The sequence below is a fragment of the Terribacillus saccharophilus genome (assembly GCF_000725365.1).
In the GTDB taxonomy this organism is placed as follows: domain Bacteria; phylum Bacillota; class Bacilli; order Bacillales; family Amphibacillaceae; genus Terribacillus; species Terribacillus saccharophilus.
In genome coordinates, this window is record NZ_CP008876.1 from 2,064,473 (window position 1) to 2,080,425 (window position 15,953).

The 15,953-nt window shown below is 42.5% G+C and carries 16 protein-coding genes; 3 read left to right on the forward strand and 13 right to left on the reverse strand.

What is annotated here, in order from left to right:
- Positions 1 to 17 precede the first annotated feature (17 nt).
- From GZ22_RS10505 to refZ, 9 genes are all read right to left on the reverse strand, one after another.
- On the reverse strand, positions 18 to 725 hold the full coding sequence (locus tag GZ22_RS10505; RefSeq protein WP_038562230.1) for a response regulator: 708 nt from the start codon (positions 723 to 725) through the stop codon (positions 18 to 20).
- On the reverse strand, positions 718 to 2,316 hold the full coding sequence (gene dcuS, locus GZ22_RS10510; protein WP_038562233.1) for a DcuS/MalK family sensor histidine kinase: 1,599 nt from the start codon (positions 2,314 to 2,316) through the stop codon (positions 718 to 720). The genes GZ22_RS10505 and dcuS overlap by 8 nt, the downstream gene beginning before the upstream one ends.
- Before the next feature lie 110 nt (positions 2,317 to 2,426).
- On the reverse strand, positions 2,427 to 2,864 hold the full coding sequence (gene ytfJ, locus GZ22_RS10515; protein ID WP_038562235.1) for a GerW family sporulation protein: 438 nt from the start codon (positions 2,862 to 2,864) through the stop codon (positions 2,427 to 2,429).
- 11 nt (positions 2,865 to 2,875) lie between these two features.
- Positions 2,876 to 3,412 (reverse strand): DUF2953 domain-containing protein, encoded by a 537-nt coding sequence (locus tag GZ22_RS10520; protein ID WP_038562238.1) that lies wholly within the window; start codon positions 3,410 to 3,412, stop codon positions 2,876 to 2,878.
- A gap of 98 nt (positions 3,413 to 3,510) precedes the next feature.
- Positions 3,511 to 3,705, reverse strand: a complete 195-nt coding sequence (locus tag GZ22_RS10525) for an alpha/beta-type small acid-soluble spore protein (RefSeq protein ID WP_038562242.1) — start codon at positions 3,703 to 3,705, stop codon at positions 3,511 to 3,513.
- A gap of 75 nt (positions 3,706 to 3,780) precedes the next feature.
- Positions 3,781 to 4,980, reverse strand: coding sequence for a tRNA uracil 4-sulfurtransferase ThiI (thiI, locus tag GZ22_RS10530; RefSeq protein WP_038562244.1), 1,200 nt, complete (start codon positions 4,978 to 4,980; stop codon positions 3,781 to 3,783).
- Positions 4,981 to 4,984: 4 nt separating this feature from the next.
- Positions 4,985 to 6,124, reverse strand: coding sequence for a cysteine desulfurase family protein (locus GZ22_RS10535; protein WP_038562247.1), 1,140 nt, complete (start codon positions 6,122 to 6,124; stop codon positions 4,985 to 4,987).
- Between the two features lie 79 nt (positions 6,125 to 6,203).
- Entirely contained in the window at positions 6,204 to 7,895 is a 1,692-nt protein-coding gene (gene ezrA / locus GZ22_RS10540) for a septation ring formation regulator EzrA (protein ID WP_038562249.1), read from the reverse strand.
- A gap of 155 nt (positions 7,896 to 8,050) precedes the next feature.
- The gene (gene refZ, locus GZ22_RS10545; RefSeq protein ID WP_051748191.1) at positions 8,051 to 8,689 is read right to left on the reverse strand and encodes a forespore capture DNA-binding protein RefZ; all 639 of its coding nucleotides are present in this window, start codon (positions 8,687 to 8,689) and stop codon (positions 8,051 to 8,053) included.
- Positions 8,690 to 8,808: 119 nt separating this feature from the next.
- Here refZ and GZ22_RS10550 point away from each other — a divergent pair, with 119 nt between their 5' ends.
- Complete coding sequence (locus GZ22_RS10550) at positions 8,809 to 9,294, forward strand: GAF domain-containing protein (protein ID WP_038562252.1); 486 nt, start codon at positions 8,809 to 8,811, stop codon at positions 9,292 to 9,294.
- Between the two features lie 31 nt (positions 9,295 to 9,325).
- Here GZ22_RS10550 and GZ22_RS10555 read toward each other — a convergent pair whose 3' ends face one another.
- Entirely contained in the window at positions 9,326 to 11,152 is a 1,827-nt protein-coding gene (locus tag GZ22_RS10555; protein ID WP_051748192.1) for a sensor domain-containing diguanylate cyclase, read from the reverse strand.
- A 387-nt stretch (positions 11,153 to 11,539) separates the two neighbouring features.
- Here GZ22_RS10555 and rpsD point away from each other — a divergent pair, with 387 nt between their 5' ends.
- Positions 11,540 to 12,142 (forward strand): 30S ribosomal protein S4, encoded by a 603-nt coding sequence (gene rpsD / locus GZ22_RS10560; RefSeq protein ID WP_038562254.1) that lies wholly within the window; start codon positions 11,540 to 11,542, stop codon positions 12,140 to 12,142.
- A gap of 100 nt (positions 12,143 to 12,242) precedes the next feature.
- Here rpsD and GZ22_RS10565 read toward each other — a convergent pair whose 3' ends face one another.
- Positions 12,243 to 12,992, reverse strand: coding sequence for an SDR family NAD(P)-dependent oxidoreductase (locus GZ22_RS10565; protein WP_038562257.1), 750 nt, complete (start codon positions 12,990 to 12,992; stop codon positions 12,243 to 12,245).
- Positions 12,993 to 13,130: 138 nt separating this feature from the next.
- The gene (locus GZ22_RS10570; RefSeq protein WP_123921904.1) at positions 13,131 to 13,769 is read right to left on the reverse strand and encodes an STAS domain-containing protein; all 639 of its coding nucleotides are present in this window, start codon (positions 13,767 to 13,769) and stop codon (positions 13,131 to 13,133) included.
- A 385-nt stretch (positions 13,770 to 14,154) separates the two neighbouring features.
- Between GZ22_RS10570 and GZ22_RS10575 the strand changes: the two genes are divergently transcribed.
- Entirely contained in the window at positions 14,155 to 15,018 is an 864-nt protein-coding gene (locus GZ22_RS10575; RefSeq protein WP_038562259.1) for a manganese catalase family protein, read from the forward strand.
- Between the two features lie 42 nt (positions 15,019 to 15,060).
- Here the strand turns inward: GZ22_RS10575 and GZ22_RS18025 are convergent, their stop codons facing one another.
- Positions 15,061 to 15,942 carry a DUF2382 domain-containing protein gene (locus GZ22_RS18025; RefSeq protein ID WP_051748197.1) on the reverse strand — a complete coding sequence of 294 codons (882 nt, stop codon included), beginning with the start codon at positions 15,940 to 15,942 and terminating at the stop codon, positions 15,061 to 15,063.
- Between the last annotated feature and the right edge of the window lie 11 nt (positions 15,943 to 15,953).

Sequence of the window (15,953 nt, forward strand, 5' to 3'; positions counted from 1 at the left end):
AAAAGGCTTCTTTTTTGTCAGATATATTGGCTGATATGATGGGAAGTATTTGCATTAACACGATATTTGAAGACCGGACGCCCAATGCTGCCATAATGCATTTCCACTTCAAGCAGCTGTACATCTTCCAGGAACTTCAGGTATTTTCGTACAGATACTTGCGACATTTCGGTTTCCTTCGCAATATCTTCTGTTGTGAAGAAATTGTAACGGAAAGTAAGAATACTGTTCCATACAACCTTTAGTGTGCTTCTTGTAAGACCTTTTGGCAGTTGCATCATTTGCTCCTGCTCAGGCAGCTGCAGAAGCTGGCTGTCTAATTCCTGCTGCGTCATCTCTTCTTTGTTGCTGAAGATAAGCTGACGCTTCCGATAGCCACTTAACGCATTCTGGAACCGGTCGAATTCGAAAGGCTTAATCAAGTAATCGACAGCTCCGTATTGCAGCGCTTCCCGTATCATCGGTTTCTCGCTTGCCGCAGAAATGATGATAGCATCCACTTTCTGGTCGCGTTTACGAATTTCTTTAAGCAATTCAATTCCGTTCTTACCTTTCATATATACATCTAAAAGAAGAAGGTCGACTTCATTTTGCTGAATGAATTCAAGGGCTTCCTTATAATTCTGAGCAGCTCCGACAGCTGCGAATCCACTCATTTGTTTAACATAGCGTTTGTTCAATTCGCTAACCATCGGATCGTCTTCCACGATCAGTACTTTAATCATTTGTTACATCCTCCTGTATATCATACGGCAGCTGGACACTGAAGGTAGTTCCTTCACCCGGCTCACTTGTAAGGACAAGATAGCCGCCCAGCTTGTGCACATAGTCTTCCACTTGATAAAGGCCAAAGCCGCGGTCGTTTCCTTTTGTGGAAAAACCTTGTGTGAAAATTCTCTCCTGCTGCTCTTTACTGATCCCTTTTCCTGTGTCTGTCAGCTCTAGGAAGAGCTGTCCATCGTTATACTTCATAGAAAGCTGGACACGCTTTTCTGGCTGCTGATCAACAGCATCTACTGCATTGTTCATCAAATTACCTAATATGGTAATTAGCATCTGATTCATTTTTTCAGATGTATTCGGTATTGTATCTCTGCAATCCACTTCCAGCTGAACGCCATTTTCCGCCATATAGCTTTTCTTCCCAAGCAGGAAACCGGCAAGGATTGGGTTCTTAAGATGGTGAATCATCGCAATGGTAGCAGATCTCTCTTTACCGGCAACATTTTTCACATAGCGTTCCAGCTGATCGTAATCTTCCAATTCCAACAGACCAAGAATCACGTGCAGCTTGTTCATGAAATCATGCGTTTGCGCCCTAAGCGCGTCCGCGTACAACATAGTATCTGTAAGCTTTTCGTTCAGATGGTTGTATTCAGTTCGATCAAGGAATGTTGCAATTGCCCCTTCAGTTTTCCCTTTGATCTGGATAGGAATTTCATTCATGACAAGCGTAAGCCCGTTATGCTCTACTTGACGTCCAATCAACGGCTTATTCCATGCTATAACTTGATGAAGTTTAGTAACTGGGAGCACATCATCGACATGACGGTTCTTCAGTTCTCCTTTTATCCCCATCTCTTGCAGCAATCTTTTTCCTTCTTTGTTGACCATCTGAATTTTCCCATTGGTGTCAACAGCTAACATCCCGTCTTTGATTGATTCCAGCATTGCACTCCGCTCACTTAAAAGTGCTGCAATTTCATCTGGTTCCATCCCGTGCATGATCTGTTTTATTTTACGCGCCAGCAGGACAGCTCCAATTAGACCAATAAATAAACTAAGTATCGTAGCTAAATATAATGGCAATCGATTGTTACGAATGATTTCATTTAACTCATTCATCGTTATACCGACCGCAACAACTCCGATTTGATCTCCTTGTTCATTATAGACCGGGGCAAATGCCCGCAAACTTAATCCAAGCGTCCCCTTTGCTTTGGATACAAATTCTTTCCCTTGTATCGCAGGAGTTTCATCTCCGCCGGCAAATCGTTTTCCAATTAGATCCGGGTCCGGATGACTCAGCCGAATGCTGTCCATATTCATCACGACGACAAAATCTGCATCCGTAATCCCCATTGCCTGCGTGGTAAACTTCTGCAGTGTGGCGGAATCCTCTTCATCTGTTGCTTTCACAACGACTGGATCCACTGCTATCAGCTTGGCAGTTTGCAGCACACGGTCCCGTTCTTGGGATTTGATATTATTACTCGTCTCAATACCAATCATGACGAATGTGGTCGTCACAGCCAGGATCACGACAATGAATACCAGTGCAGTCATCTGCGTCCGCAGATTTATCTTCTGTTTCAAGTATAACCTTCTCTCTTTGCGCTTTCCCGTTTCAAGCTCAGTATCTTTAAATTATAGCGGAATAATGTCGGATTATAAACTAAAAAAACCACCAACAGGCGGCCTTTTAGTCAATATATCGTCTCGTCATCGAATCGTTGCGTTTTTTGCTGCTTTTTCTGCTTCGGATTCTGCTTGAGCATTTCTTGAATTTTCTCTACTGCTGCAGGTGCTGCTTCAATAAGCTTTTCATACAAATGTGTCTGTTCATCCAAGTGGATCATCTTGACACCTTTGTGTCCTACGATGAGAAATGCTATCGGGGTGATAGACACGCCGCCACCGCTTCCTCCTCCAAAAGGCAGTTCTTTCTGATCACTTTTACCTTCAGAAGCTGAATCAAACTCGCTTCCTCCAGCAGCAAAACCGAAACCAACACGAGATACAGTTAAGATGATGCTTCCATCAGGTGTTTCAACGGGATCGCCAACAATTGTATTGACATCAATCATTTCTTTCAGATTTTCCATTGCTGTCTTCATTAACCCTTGAATTGGATGATCTGCCATTACTGCTCCTCCTATCTTCCTCTGGCATTGGATATAATAGCCTGCATAGCTTTCCCGGTCCGAATAGACACTATGCATTGAAAGCTAGTATCAAAGAAGGAAGTTTGAAAAATCGGCTGTACCTGGATGTCAAAGGGCTGTCTGATCTGGAAATTGGACCGGATTATCTGATTAACTATTCCTTTTATAGTCCACACCAACCCAACCATTGTACCTGCGGTAGCTGCATCAGACATTCCGATTGTTGTATGCCAGCGAAATTGCTGCAGTTCTGCACTTTTTGTAATCCTTAGCAGATAGGGAAAGGACCTCCAAATCCTCTGGAGATCAGTGAAGAGATTGGATAGCTGCTGTTTTATATCATCGGCAGACGTGTGTTCTATGGATGATTGCTGTTTTAACTGGCGTTTATGCACGCAGATACCGAAAATCAGAATTCGGATATTCCATTGTTTTTGCTCATAACCAATATGTATCGTCACTCTAACAACAAGAGCCACTGCTATCAATAGCAGTACACCACCCACAAAACTGATGACTATCCACATATTCTCCAGCCTCCTTCAGCAATAGGATAAGCATTTCATTATGTTTTTACACAGAAAAGGAGCAGCGAATGCTGCCCCTTTATGCCATACTTATGAAATTATTTGCTTAATTGCTCTTGTGCTGTGCGTACAAGACGTTTAGTGATTTCTCCTCCAACAGATCCGTTGGCACGAGAAGTTTCGTTTCCGCCAAGCTGTACACCGAATTCTTGTGCGATCTCATATTTCATTTGATCTAGTGCTTGTTGCGCTTGAGGTACTACTAGCTGGTTGCTTGAGTTGTTGTTAGCCATTGTGTGTCACCTCCTTGTACAAGTAGCATGCGCCGACAAGGAGAGTAACATACAGATTATTTATATGGGAAGTTCTTACAATAAATCAGCAAATGGTGAGTTGTCTTCATTTGGCAATGCAGTGATGATTTCTGTTCCTTCAATAGCTCGTTCGAATTCAGCCGAAAAGTCGATTGTTCCTTCATACAAGTGGACCTTTTCCCGGCGAGGCTTTGTTTTAGGTGCTTCCGGTACAAAGACTGTACAGCAGTCATCATATGGACGTGTTGAAATCTCATACGTGTCAATTTGCTTTGCAATATCGATGATGTCAGACTTGTCCATCGTAATCAACGGACGCAGAATTGGATAGTTCGTTACTTCGTTAATTGCAAACATACTTTCCATCGTCTGACTTGCGACCTGACCAAGACTTTCTCCGGAAGTAAGTGACATGATGCCGTGTTTTTCCGCAATTCGTTCACTAATACGCATCATCATCCGACGCATAACTGTCATGCTATAGCCAAAAGGTATTTCTTGATGCACCTTCACTTGTAAATCTGTAAATGGAACAACATGAATCTTCACTTTAGCACCGAATTTTGATAATGTTTGTGCCAAATCGATCACTTTCTGTTTCGCACGTTCATTTGTATAAGGAGGAGAATGGAAATGAATCGCTTCTATCTCCACACCGCGCTTCATTGCCAGGTACCCTGCTACAGGGCTGTCAATACCGCCTGAAAGCATCAATAACGTCTTACCTGAGCTGCCTGCCGGCAAACCGCCTGGTCCCTTGATTTTTTGGCCTGTAACATATGTCGCTCGCTCGCGTATTTCTACCATGATATCGACACCTGGTTTCCTTACGTCAACAGGATAGCCTTCACTATTTTGAAGCACATAAGCGCCAATGCGCTGGTTCATCTCCTGTGAGTCTATCGGGAATTTCTTATTTGTTCGGCGGCATGATATTTTGAAAGATGTTCCAGCTGGATTATCAAGCAATAGCTGCAATGCAGCTTGTTTGATCGCCAGCTCTTCATTCTCAGTTCGAATAGCCAAACTAAAGCTATGGATACCGAAAATATTCCGACACGCTTCTACAATCGGTTCATGTTTCTCTCCGTGAAGATGAATATACATCCGGTCACGTGTTCGCTCTATTTTCGCTTTCGGGTAAGGTCTGATTTGGTCTTTCACGTTATATTCCAGTTGTTTGGTGAAATGCTTCCGATTCTTTCCTTTCAGTGCCATTTCTCCATAACGTATCAATATATGATCATACTGCATATGCTTACCTCATCACTTTCTTTAAATGTGTTAATGTCTTATCCAGAATCTGCAGGAAGTAATCCACTTCTTGCTGTGTATTATCATAAGAAAAACTTACTCGGATAGCGGATTCTGCCTGTGTGTCTGGCACTCCGCAAGCAAGCAGAACTGCACTTGCATCGCTGTTTTTGGAAGAGCATGCTGATTTTGTCGATACATAAATTTCCTTTTCTCCAAGAGCATGCACCAACACCTCAGGCTTCAATTCTGGTACAGAAAAATTCACGATATGCGGAGCACCAGCAGGTGGAGAATGAAGTACCACATCATCCATTTTCGCAAGGCCAGCCCAAAGTCTCTCTCGCAGTTCAAAGAGCTTAACAGGATGAACTCTCAGTTCTTCCATTGCCAAACGCAGCGCTTTAACCATAGCCGTAATTCCAGGTACATTTTCGGTTCCAGAACGAAGCGCCTGTTCCTGTCCTCCGCCAGACAGCTGTGCAACTATACGAGTATCAGCAGCTTTATACAGAATACCGCTGCCTTTCATACCATGAAATTTATGAGCTGAAAGCGTACAAAGATGAATATTACTTTTCTTGATATCAAGTGCCACTTTACCGGCTCCTTGGACGTGGTCGACGTGGAATGTAATATGAGGAAATTCAGTTAGCATCTGACCAATCGTCTTAATTGGCTGGATGGTACCAAGTTCATTATTCACATGCATCACACTTACAAGAATGGTTTGATCTGTTATGGCTGCTTTTATCTTTTCAGCCGTCACATAGCCGTACTTATCCACATCAACATATGTCACCTTAAAGCCCTGGTTCTCTAGTTCCGCACAAGTCTCCAAGACAGAGGGATGTTCTACGGTCGTCGTAATAATATGATTCCCAATACGTTTTTTCTGTAATGCTGTTCCTTTTATCGCTAGATTATTTCCTTCTGTTCCGCCGGATGTGAAAAGAATTTCATTTTCCCCGACATGTAAAAGCTGTGCTGCCTGTTTCCGGCATGCGGTTAACAGCTGTTCAGCACTGCCGCCCAATCGATGTAAAGAAGAAGGATTGGCAAAATAAGTTTGTGCTGCCTCCGTGTAACTGGTAAGCACATCTGGGTGCGGCTTCGTTGTTGCACTATTATCAAAGTAAATCATTATCCGTCCCCCACTGTTCAAACTGTCTTCTACTAAAATAAAGCAATCCCTCGCATGTGGCAAGGGATTGCTTTATTTATCAGCTGGGAACCTTGATATGTTTTTCCAAGCGTTCCAGCGCTTTTGGTTCTATATCTTGTAATGCACGAGCAGCCCGCTCCAAGGCTTGTTCATATTGATATTCACGGAACAGCTTCTCTGATTCAGCCATTTCGGCTGCAAGCAGCGGATATTGGCTGCGGTAACGATTGGAATACTGAATCACTACTTCTGCCAAATAAGCTTGTTCTAGTAAATGCTCAATTTTTTCGATCGTTGCATTGGTAACTTCCTCTGCTTCCTGCAGATGTGTGCGGACCTCAGCCATATCTAGAGGATGTGCCTCGAGCACTTCCATTGTGAGGGCAGTTTTCTCCTGGCTCTCTTCTACCTTCTGCCAGACTTCCTGCTGTACACCTGGGATATTACTTTTTTGCAGTTTACGATTTACATCGTATAGCTTTTGCCGCATGTCAGCTATTTTCTCTTTTGCTTCCAATTCATCTTTTCGCAATGTCTTGATCTTTTCACGGATTGCCTCGTGTTCTTCTTCTATAGCACTCAGTTCACGGAAGCCCGTTTCCAGCTCTTCTTTCAGCTTTGCATGTGATACAAGCTCATCATTGATCTCTTGTTGCAGCGTTTCAAGCTGTTTGATAAGTCTGGAGATCTTTGTCTCAAGCTTCAGATGGAATTCTACATCATTGTCAGTAAAGAAATAAGACTCCCGAAGCAGATCAACTTCTTCTTTCGTCTTGATATAGGACTCTGTTTTCTTCTCGACAGCATGGACGTATTGCTCGAATTTGGAATCCACATAATTCTTGGCAACAGCCTCGTTCTCTAGAAGCTGATACATTTCTTTTATACGGCTTTCCAAAGCAGGGATAACTAAATTAGTCTCTTCTGTATCGCCTGCTTCCAGCTGTTTGATAAGAAGGTCCAATCTTTCCTTCTCAGCCTTCAGCTCGTCTTCAAAACCAAGATGATGGATTCGGTAGCCATCCTGTTTCATCTCGCGGATGCCGCCAAGCAGATCCGTAACTTGTGACGGAAGATCTTGCTTCACCTGCTTGTAAGCTTGAGGGAATGCCTCAATCTCTGCTTCCAGTGACTCTGTTTTCATCTTCACATCTGTAATGAGCTGGTTGGCTTCGAAGTAGTTGCCAGATTCAATGAGTGAATGATAGGTAGCCAGCTGTGTGATTTGCTCAGCAATCGCCGTCTCAAAACGCACATCGGCTTTTCCGAATTGATGGCGATGCTGCGAAATCGTACGCTTCAGCGTCTGAAGTGCAGGCTGTAAAGCTTCTGCCTGCTTGCGTGCTTCTTCTTCTGATGCAAGCAGCTCATCCAGCTCACGGAACATAGCTTCAATCTTATCCTCAACTTGGGACAGTGTCGCTTCTACTCGCTGCAGATGCTGCTTCGCTTTGTTGAAACGATAGCGGTCAGCACCTTCCTCCGCATCAAAAAGAGCCTCTTCTGTATCTGGAAGCTCTTTGGTTACGATATGATCCCAGCGTTCCTTCCACGATTCGAATTTTTCCTGTGTTTCTCCAGACAGGTTCAACGCTTTCACTTTCGCTAATTCTTCCGATACGTTGCGGTTCGATATATCCATTTTCCAGCTCTCAAGCCGGTCCACTTCATCATAAACTCGCTTTCTCATAATCAAGCCCAAGATGATTAAGGCGATGATTAAAATAATACCTCCGATGATGTACGGCAATGTCCAGCCTCCTAACCAATACTCGGGAAAAAGGAGTAATACCCTAATAATCGTTATCTATTTTTAATACTAATATGATACCATGTAAACCGCAAATATGGCTAAATTTTTTCAAATTTCTCTGTTATTTTCCATGTTTTTCCCGGAGTGATGCATCAATTGGCTGATACTGCACGCAATGCAGCGGAGGAAACCGTTGTCAATGTATCGATCCAATGGTGGATACTCGATGTATACATACTGCAAAAATAGCGGCGTGATTCTTCTGTCAGCAGCATTCCTTTCATCTCTTTGTTCATCATGAATGGAGCAGACAGCATACCGGAAAGCTGCATGTAAAGATAAACTCCTTCTCGTTCCCTTATCCCATTCGACTCCAAGTAATCACGAAAGGCTTGTTTCAGCGTATGATTCTCCTTCGCCAGATACGTTACTGCCATTTCCCTGACAAAGACGGAATCTAGCATAAGCTCCCTTTGTATGAAAGCCGTGAATTGATTCCGCGAGAGTTTATAATGTATAATTGCTTCAATTAATTGTTTCAGATAGGTACTGGAAGAGTCCTGCCCTCGTTTTTGGGCTGTTTTCTCCAGCACAGCAAGATATTCCTCGTAATACAGCACGACGGATGCTTCCAGAAGTCCTTGCTTGCTCTTATAATAATAGTTAATCAAGGAGACATTGACCGAAGCTTTTCCCGCAATATCGCGGACAGATGTCCCATGGTAGCCTTTTGTGTAGAACAATTGACAAGCGGCGTCCATCACTTTTTGTTTCGTGTCATTTTTTTTCAATCTTCTCAGCTCCTCTATCTGTTGTATACGACAGCGAAGGATGCATCCCTGCATCTTTCGCTCGCCAAATCTCGCGCCATCTGTCGAATTACAGAAATCAATTATATGGGGGAAATAATATGTTCGAAACAAAAGCTTATAGCGGTTCCCGTGAAAAGGACTATGAATTACTCGTTAAACAGCTAGATGCATTGCTAACTGGCGAAGAAGACGAAATCGCTCATCTGGCGAATGCTTCTGCTCTTTTGAATCAGTTCTTGGATGATGTGAACTGGGTCGGTTTTTATCTTCATAAAGAGGAAGAGTTAATTCTTGGACCATTCCAAGGCCTTCCAGCGTGTGTACGTATCAAAATTGGCAAAGGGGTTTGCGGAACTGCTGTAGCAGAAAATAAAACCCAGCTAGTAGCCGATGTACATCAATTCCCTGGTCACATCGCATGTGACGCAGCAAGCCAGTCCGAGATTGTTGTTCCTATCGTCGTTAACGGCAAATCCTACGGAGTGCTTGATATCGATAGTCCTTCCAAAAATCGTTTCGACGAAACAGACCAGAAGTACTTGGAAAAATTCATCGAGATACTCGTTAAGCATTTGACTAAATAAAAAACAGCTTCCGCTATTGGAAGCTGTTTTTTTAAATACAATATCTATTTTTTCCAAGTCGTTTTGCATCATAGAGTTTACGATCCGCTCTGGAGAATAGGTTATGCACGGCTGGACGGTCAGCAGCTGTCCAAGTGGATACCCCACATGAAACTGTAACTGCAGGACGTGTTGAACCTGCAACACTTTGAACAATTCTTTCTGCTTTCATTATTGTCTGCTCATAGGACGCATGCGGCAGGTAAATTGCCAGTTCCTCCCCGCCCCATCTTGCCGCTACATCTGACGGACCGAGCAAATCTTTAATAAGATTGGCCACTTGGATCAAAAGATAATCACCTGTATTATGCCCATATGTATCATTCACCTTTTTAAAGTCATCCACGTCAATAAGGATGAAGCCGCCTTGAGCATCTTCTCGTATATGCGCATGCATCCTTTCGTCCAGATAACTTCTTGAAAATAGATTCGTAAGGTAATCTGTGATCACCAAATTCTCAAGTCTCTCACGAAGCATAGAGTTAACAATTGACAATGACGAATGTTGAACAAGCGATTCGATTAGCCGGAATGATTCAAAAGTAAAAAAGCTAGGATTGCGATGCAGTGCAAGCACAACTCCTTGCAGCTGTTCCGACCTTACCATCGGAATCACAAGCAAAGATCGATAAGGAAGCGGTACATCGGGATAACGTTCCTGGAAGTTGCTGATAAACATCGCCTCTCCTTGGGCATCTCGGCAATGCCGCGCAATCCATTCCAAGAAGATACGGGAATTAGGTTCAGAGAAAAAACCTGTACTGCCGTTCAGTATGTCACCTGCGTCTTGATCTCCTCTATATAAGATGAATCCAATTTCTTCCCCGCCGAACGTATCTCGGATTTGCTGATGCATCAAGGTGATTGTATCTGACAGACGCAGGTTCGCATTCATTTTCTTCGATGTCTCATTAATTAACTGAAGATCACTGATGAGTTTTTTAGAGTGCTGATACAGTCGGGCATTCTCAAGTGCATTTCCTGCTGAATCGGCTAGTTTTGTAATAAAACTATGATCCACTTTCGTGTATTTCATAGCTGCCGGCATTGAGACATGCAATACACCATAAATACCTTGTTTACCGTTCAGCGGTACATAGCGATTGATTACCTGTCCCTTTGCACTTTCTTCTATCTGTACTTCACCGGTCATATATGCCCGAGTACTAGCTTCATGGACAGAATAATCATAAATCAGGTTTTTGATTGGCAGATCTGTATCTCCATGATAGTCCTGAGCGAGCAAAAGTGCATAAGCGAATTGCGGATAAGTCCGCTGCAAAGTGGTAATCAGCACTCTGAGAACATCATGCATATCGATAGAAGCATGCAAATTTGTCGTTGCTTCATATAAGTGAGCAGTGTGCTGTTCATCTTCTTTCGCTTGGTACGTACGAATAAGGTGGGTAACACAATTCCCGATCTCCCAAGCAAGTTCCCTGCAATCAGGAATCTTCTCTCCGCCTCCTCCGACATAAAGGAATCCGATTACACTTTCATTTGGATGCTGTAAAGGTAAAACTTTATCCAATACATGCGGGAATTCCCTTAACATGTCAGGCATACAAACATATTGGTGAATATAATCGATAGACAAACGGAATCCCCTCTGTCTCGGTCCTGCATAGCTTACGCGCTCCAATCGCTGCTGCCATTCATCATATATGTATAGCGCCACACTGTCTGCCTGCAGCAGATTCTTCATATTTTCGGTCATAAGCGCAAATATCTCTCTATAACTATAGCTTTCTCTCGATACTAGGAGCTGATAGAAATAAAGCTTTGCCTGTTCAAGATTGCTGTCAGTTAGCCGCTCCATCTGCATCTCACCTACATTTTGGTAGTTTTATTCTATTATATAAGATAATAGACTCAATTCTCAATTAATATCCTAGTTCTTTTTGCTTACAATTACGGTCATTATATCTCCATTGCCTAATTGCCTTGACTTTAACCAGACATAAAGCTTATAATACTCTTTGTGTAAAATAAATGGCGGCCTATGTGAACTCCCATTTGTCTGATTTTGTTCCTTTCTTGGCAAGGCGTATAAAGAGACGAATCTTCGTTTCTCCTTGTTTCAGAAGGTGTATCGTGTAACTCTCTGCTGTCGGAGCGATGGTACATGAAAACATAATCAACAGGTGAACCGAGCACACTCTGTTTTTATTTTATGCAAATAAAATAATAAAGGTGGAATTTATCCATGGCACGTTATACAGGTCCATTATGGAAAAAATCCCGTCGTCTTGGTATCTCCCTAAGCGGAACAGGTAAAGAGCTTGACAAACGCCCTTACCCACCAGGACAACACGGTCCAAACCAACGCAGAAAGCAATCCGAATACGGCTTGCAGCAAGCAGAGAAACAAAAACTTCGTTACATGTACAACATGAACGAGCGCCAATTCCGTCGTGCATTCGAGGAAGCTGGTAAAATGAAAGGTATCCATGGTGAGAACTTCATGACTCTTCTTGAATCTCGTCTTGATAACCTTGTATATCGTCTAGGCTTGGCTCGTACTCGCAGACAAGCTCGTCAGATCGTTGGCCACGGCCACATCACTGTAGACGGTAAACGCGTAGATATCCCATCCTACCGCGTAAAACCTGGTCAAGTTATCGGTGTTCGTGAGAAATCACTTAAACTTGATATCATCGCTACTTCTGTTGAAGCGAACAACTTCGTACCAGATTACATGACGTTCGATGCAAGCAGCTTGCAAGGAACTTACTCTCGTTACCCTGAGCGTTCTGAGCTTCCTGCTGAAATCAACGAAGCACTTATCGTAGAGTTCTACTCCCGTTAATTGCTTGAAATACTCCGGATTGCCATTTGGCAACTCCGGAGTATTTTTTTACCAAAAAAGACGCCTCACTATAAGTAAGACGCCCCTCTCTATTATATAATCACTTCGTATTTGTAAATCCGCCATCAATACGGATAACTTCGCCATTGATGTATTGTGCTTTTGATGTAAGAAGGAAGTTAACTAGTTCTGCTACTTCTTCCGGAGTTCCAAGACGTTTCTGCGGAATACCGCCAGTTGCGTTTTCTTTCATTTTCGGATTTGCTGCATAAAACTCAGCAACCATTTTCGTTTCTGTAGGACCTGGTGCAATTGCATTCACACGAAGACCGTCTTTCGCATATTCAGCAACCAAGCTCTTTGTCAAACCAACGATTGCATGTTTAGTCGCTGCATACGTAACTACAGAATCCTGTCCAATCACACCGGCACTGGAGGAAGTATTTACAATGGAACCTCCGCCATTTTTCACCATTACTTCCGCTACATAACGAACACCATAAAGTGCGCCCAGTAAATTGATACCAACGATGCGTTCAATTTCTGCAACATCAGAATCAAGGAAGTATTTACCGCTTCCTGAGATACCAGCGTTGTTGAAGAAATAATCTATCGTACCGAAATGCTCTACTGTTTTATCTACATAATTCTTAACATCTGCTTCTTTGGATACGTCTGCTTGAATGAAAATCGCTTCCGCTCCGGCTTCTTTCACTAATTCAACAGTTTCGTTAGCTCCTTTTTCACTAACATCAACTACTGCGATATTTACGCCTTCTTCTGCAAGTCGGACTGCTGTTGCTTGTCCTAAACCGCTGCCAGCCCCTGTGATTATTGCTACTTTACTCATATGTAACCCCTCCGATAGTAGATAGTATGCACTATACGTATGTTATTGTACTACTTTCTTCTGAAATTATGAAGAAAGTCGACTTTTGTCGAAGAAATAAAAAATAAGAGCTTAATAAAGCTCTTATTTTCACTTAATTTATTTTGTAAGCATGATTTTTTCCACAGCATTTTTCAAGGAATGCGTAGTCTTTAGCTCGCTAAATGGAATCCCTAGCTGCGTCGAGGTTTGCGCAATTTCGGGCCGCATACCGGAAATAATTGTCTCTACACCGAGCAGCTTTAACGATTCGACAATCGAAAATATCCGATGAGCTACCATTGTATCAATCACTAAGACACCTGACATGTCAATAAACAGATGATCGACTCCGAGCTTAGAGCAGCTATGGAGCACATTTTCCATCATATATTGAGCACGGTGTGTATCTATTTCTCCAACAAGCGGCAGAAGTGCCACAGTAGGCGTCAAAGAAATAACTGGTGTACTCAGTTCTAATATCATGTCCTGCTGTGCCTGTAACTTGAATTGAGATTGTTTTGCATTTTCCCGGATGAACCAGACGATCACCTGATTAAACGAATCGGTAATTTTCTCATTATAGTTCAAAGCTGTCTGGGCATCTACCTTCTTTTCTCTGCAGAAATCCCGCAGTACATCAAGATATAAAGTTTGATTTCGATAAAACTCATTAATGATTGCTTCGATCGGTGTATCCAAATGCCGATCATCCTTAGCAATAGAAACAATCCAATCCTCAAATGCATCACAAGACACATCTGAATCCTGATTCAAAACTTCACAGAATTGCTCATGAAATCCTCTATTCTGCGCTTTCAGTTGTGCAATAGCATCTGGTTCTGTTACCGCATAAACGCCGCTCGTTTTATCGGCAGCTGCATACCACTTCTCTACTATTTGATCTATATTCTTCAGATAGTGCTAATGTAATTCCTGTTGATATAGCATTTCTCTGCTCCTCATTCCTAGCTTCAAATAAAGTATGATTACTTTTTACTATAGCATCTTTTTTTCGGGAATATCCATAGAGAACAGGCAGATTAAAGGAAAAACAATACCATATTCCTAAGTGAAAATGAATAATGGGAAACATGGCAGAGGACAATAAGAGTAAATTGACAAGAAGTTGAGGTGCTCATACATGTATTATTACAAAGAAGAACTAATCAATATCATAAAGCCAGACAAGCCCGACCCCGCCGCAGCAAAAGCACTGCAGGAAATCTTAGGCGGCCACTACGGAGAAATGCGTACCATGATGCAATATTTCTTCCAAGGCTCTAACTTCCGCGGGAAGGAAAAGCAGTTTCGCGACCTGCTTCGAGGTATTTTCTTGGAAGAGATTGCGCACGTCGAATTGGTGCAAAGCACGATTAATGCTCTTCTAGACGAGTCTGGTGAAGGTGGTGCAGGTAACACCGCGCCTGATGGGGCACCACTTGACGGACCAATTGAACACACACCGAACGTTAATCCGCACCACTATATAATCGGTGCACAGTCATCTATCCCGTTCGATGCTGCAGGAAATCCATGGAACGGCTCTTGGGTCTACAACCACGGTAATCTTATAGCAGATTTGCTAAACAATGTCGTACTTGAATCGACAGGTGTACTGCAAAAAACTCGAATTTACGAGATGAGTACAAATGCAACATTCCGCGAAACGCTTGGGTTCCTTATCGTCCGCGACAATGCCCATCAAAATGCTTTCGCCAAAGCATTGGAAACACTCGGAGTCGATTGGGGCAAGATTTTCCCAATACCAAATTATGATATCAATAAATATCCTGAATGCCGGAAATTCGTAGAAATGGGCTATCATAACACGCAGTTCAATTTCCGTCTGGATCCTACTCGAATTGCTGAAATAATTCAGGGAACTGTACCTAGCAGAAACGGTGGAGAATTTACTGTATCTCAGCCTCCTGCTGGCTTCCCGGTACCCGAAATGCCAGAGCTGCCAAACGAGCATAGTTCTGGTCTGAGTGATTTGAATCGTTAAGACATTAAAAAGCTCACCAGCCTATACTGGTGAGCTTTTTAATTATTTTAGACCGTTATTCTTTTTTGTGCTGTCTTTTATTTCCGCTTCTTCACGTCTCACATTTTCACGTACGTGGACGTTCTCTTTTACATCTTTCTTATTGACGACAATCTCTTCTTTGATGACGTCTTTCTTATCCACATCTACTTTCTCTTCGAATACCGGAACGTGGATTTCATCTTTTTCTGTATACGCTTCAGCCGTTTTACCTTTTTCACTTACTTTGTTGACTGGACGACGCTCAATATTCACTTCCTGTTTAGTAACAGGAACATCGAACTCTTCTTGATCTGTCACCGTACGTTTATCAATGTTAACCTCCCCAGATTTTACTGAGTTAGTATCAACATCGACTACTTCTTCATGTAATTCCATCTGTTCTGTTTGAGAAGCCTTAGGTTGTCCTGTTTTACCGCTATTTAAATCTGCAAATGCAGTATTGCCAGTTTGTGTCGTATTATTTCCAGGTGTTGTGTTGTTTGGTGTTGTGTTATTATCTTCTGCTCTCAATGTATCACGATTTGTTGCTGAACTATCTGTCTGTAATTTCTGCTGTGCTGATGGATGTACAAACAACAGGATCTTACCGCTCTTCAATTCATCTACATAACGGTCAGTTTCTTTTTGGTTTAAGTTAAGATCTTCTAACGCTTTTTCTTCAGGATCATCTCCGGAAAACAAAGCAGATACCTTATCACCGAAGGAGCCTTTAGCTTCCTTATAATTCACGCTCAATCTGTCTGAGAGAATTGAAGTTTCAGGTTTCTTGTCTGTAATTACTGTTACTTTGTTTTCTTGGATTCCTTTGGATTTCAATTCGTTTACTCTTACGATCACATCATTTTCATTTTGGAAGGTTTCGATTTTATTTTGTGCTAACATGTTGTATGCCT

Excerpts from the sequence above, each read along its gene's own strand:
- GZ22_RS10565 (WP_038562257.1), bottom strand. The coding sequence starts at position 12,992 with ATGAGTAAAGTAGCAATAATCACAGGGGCTGGCAGCGGTTTAGGACAA.
- GZ22_RS18025 (WP_051748197.1), bottom strand. The coding sequence starts at position 15,942 with ATGTTAGCACAAAATAAAATCGAAACCTTCCAAAATGAAAATGATGTG.
- GZ22_RS10505 (WP_038562230.1), bottom strand. The coding sequence starts at position 725 with ATGATTAAAGTACTGATCGTGGAAGACGATCCGATGGTTAGCGAATTG.
- GZ22_RS10520 (WP_038562238.1), bottom strand. The coding sequence starts at position 3,412 with ATGTGGATAGTCATCAGTTTTGTGGGTGGTGTACTGCTATTGATAGCA.
- GZ22_RS10535 (WP_038562247.1), bottom strand. The coding sequence starts at position 6,124 with ATGATTTACTTTGATAATAGTGCAACAACGAAGCCGCACCCAGATGTG.
- GZ22_RS10550 (WP_038562252.1), top strand. The coding sequence starts at position 8,809 with ATGTTCGAAACAAAAGCTTATAGCGGTTCCCGTGAAAAGGACTATGAA.
- thiI (WP_038562244.1), bottom strand. The coding sequence starts at position 4,980 with ATGCAGTATGATCATATATTGATACGTTATGGAGAAATGGCACTGAAA.
- rpsD (WP_038562254.1), top strand. The coding sequence starts at position 11,540 with ATGGCACGTTATACAGGTCCATTATGGAAAAAATCCCGTCGTCTTGGT.
- ytfJ (WP_038562235.1), bottom strand. The coding sequence starts at position 2,864 with ATGGCAGATCATCCAATTCAAGGGTTAATGAAGACAGCAATGGAAAAT.
- GZ22_RS10525 (WP_038562242.1), bottom strand. The coding sequence starts at position 3,705 with ATGGCTAACAACAACTCAAGCAACCAGCTAGTAGTACCTCAAGCGCAA.
- GZ22_RS10555 (WP_051748192.1), bottom strand. The coding sequence starts at position 11,152 with ATGGAGCGGCTAACTGACAGCAATCTTGAACAGGCAAAGCTTTATTTC.
- GZ22_RS10575 (WP_038562259.1), top strand. The coding sequence starts at position 14,155 with ATGTATTATTACAAAGAAGAACTAATCAATATCATAAAGCCAGACAAG.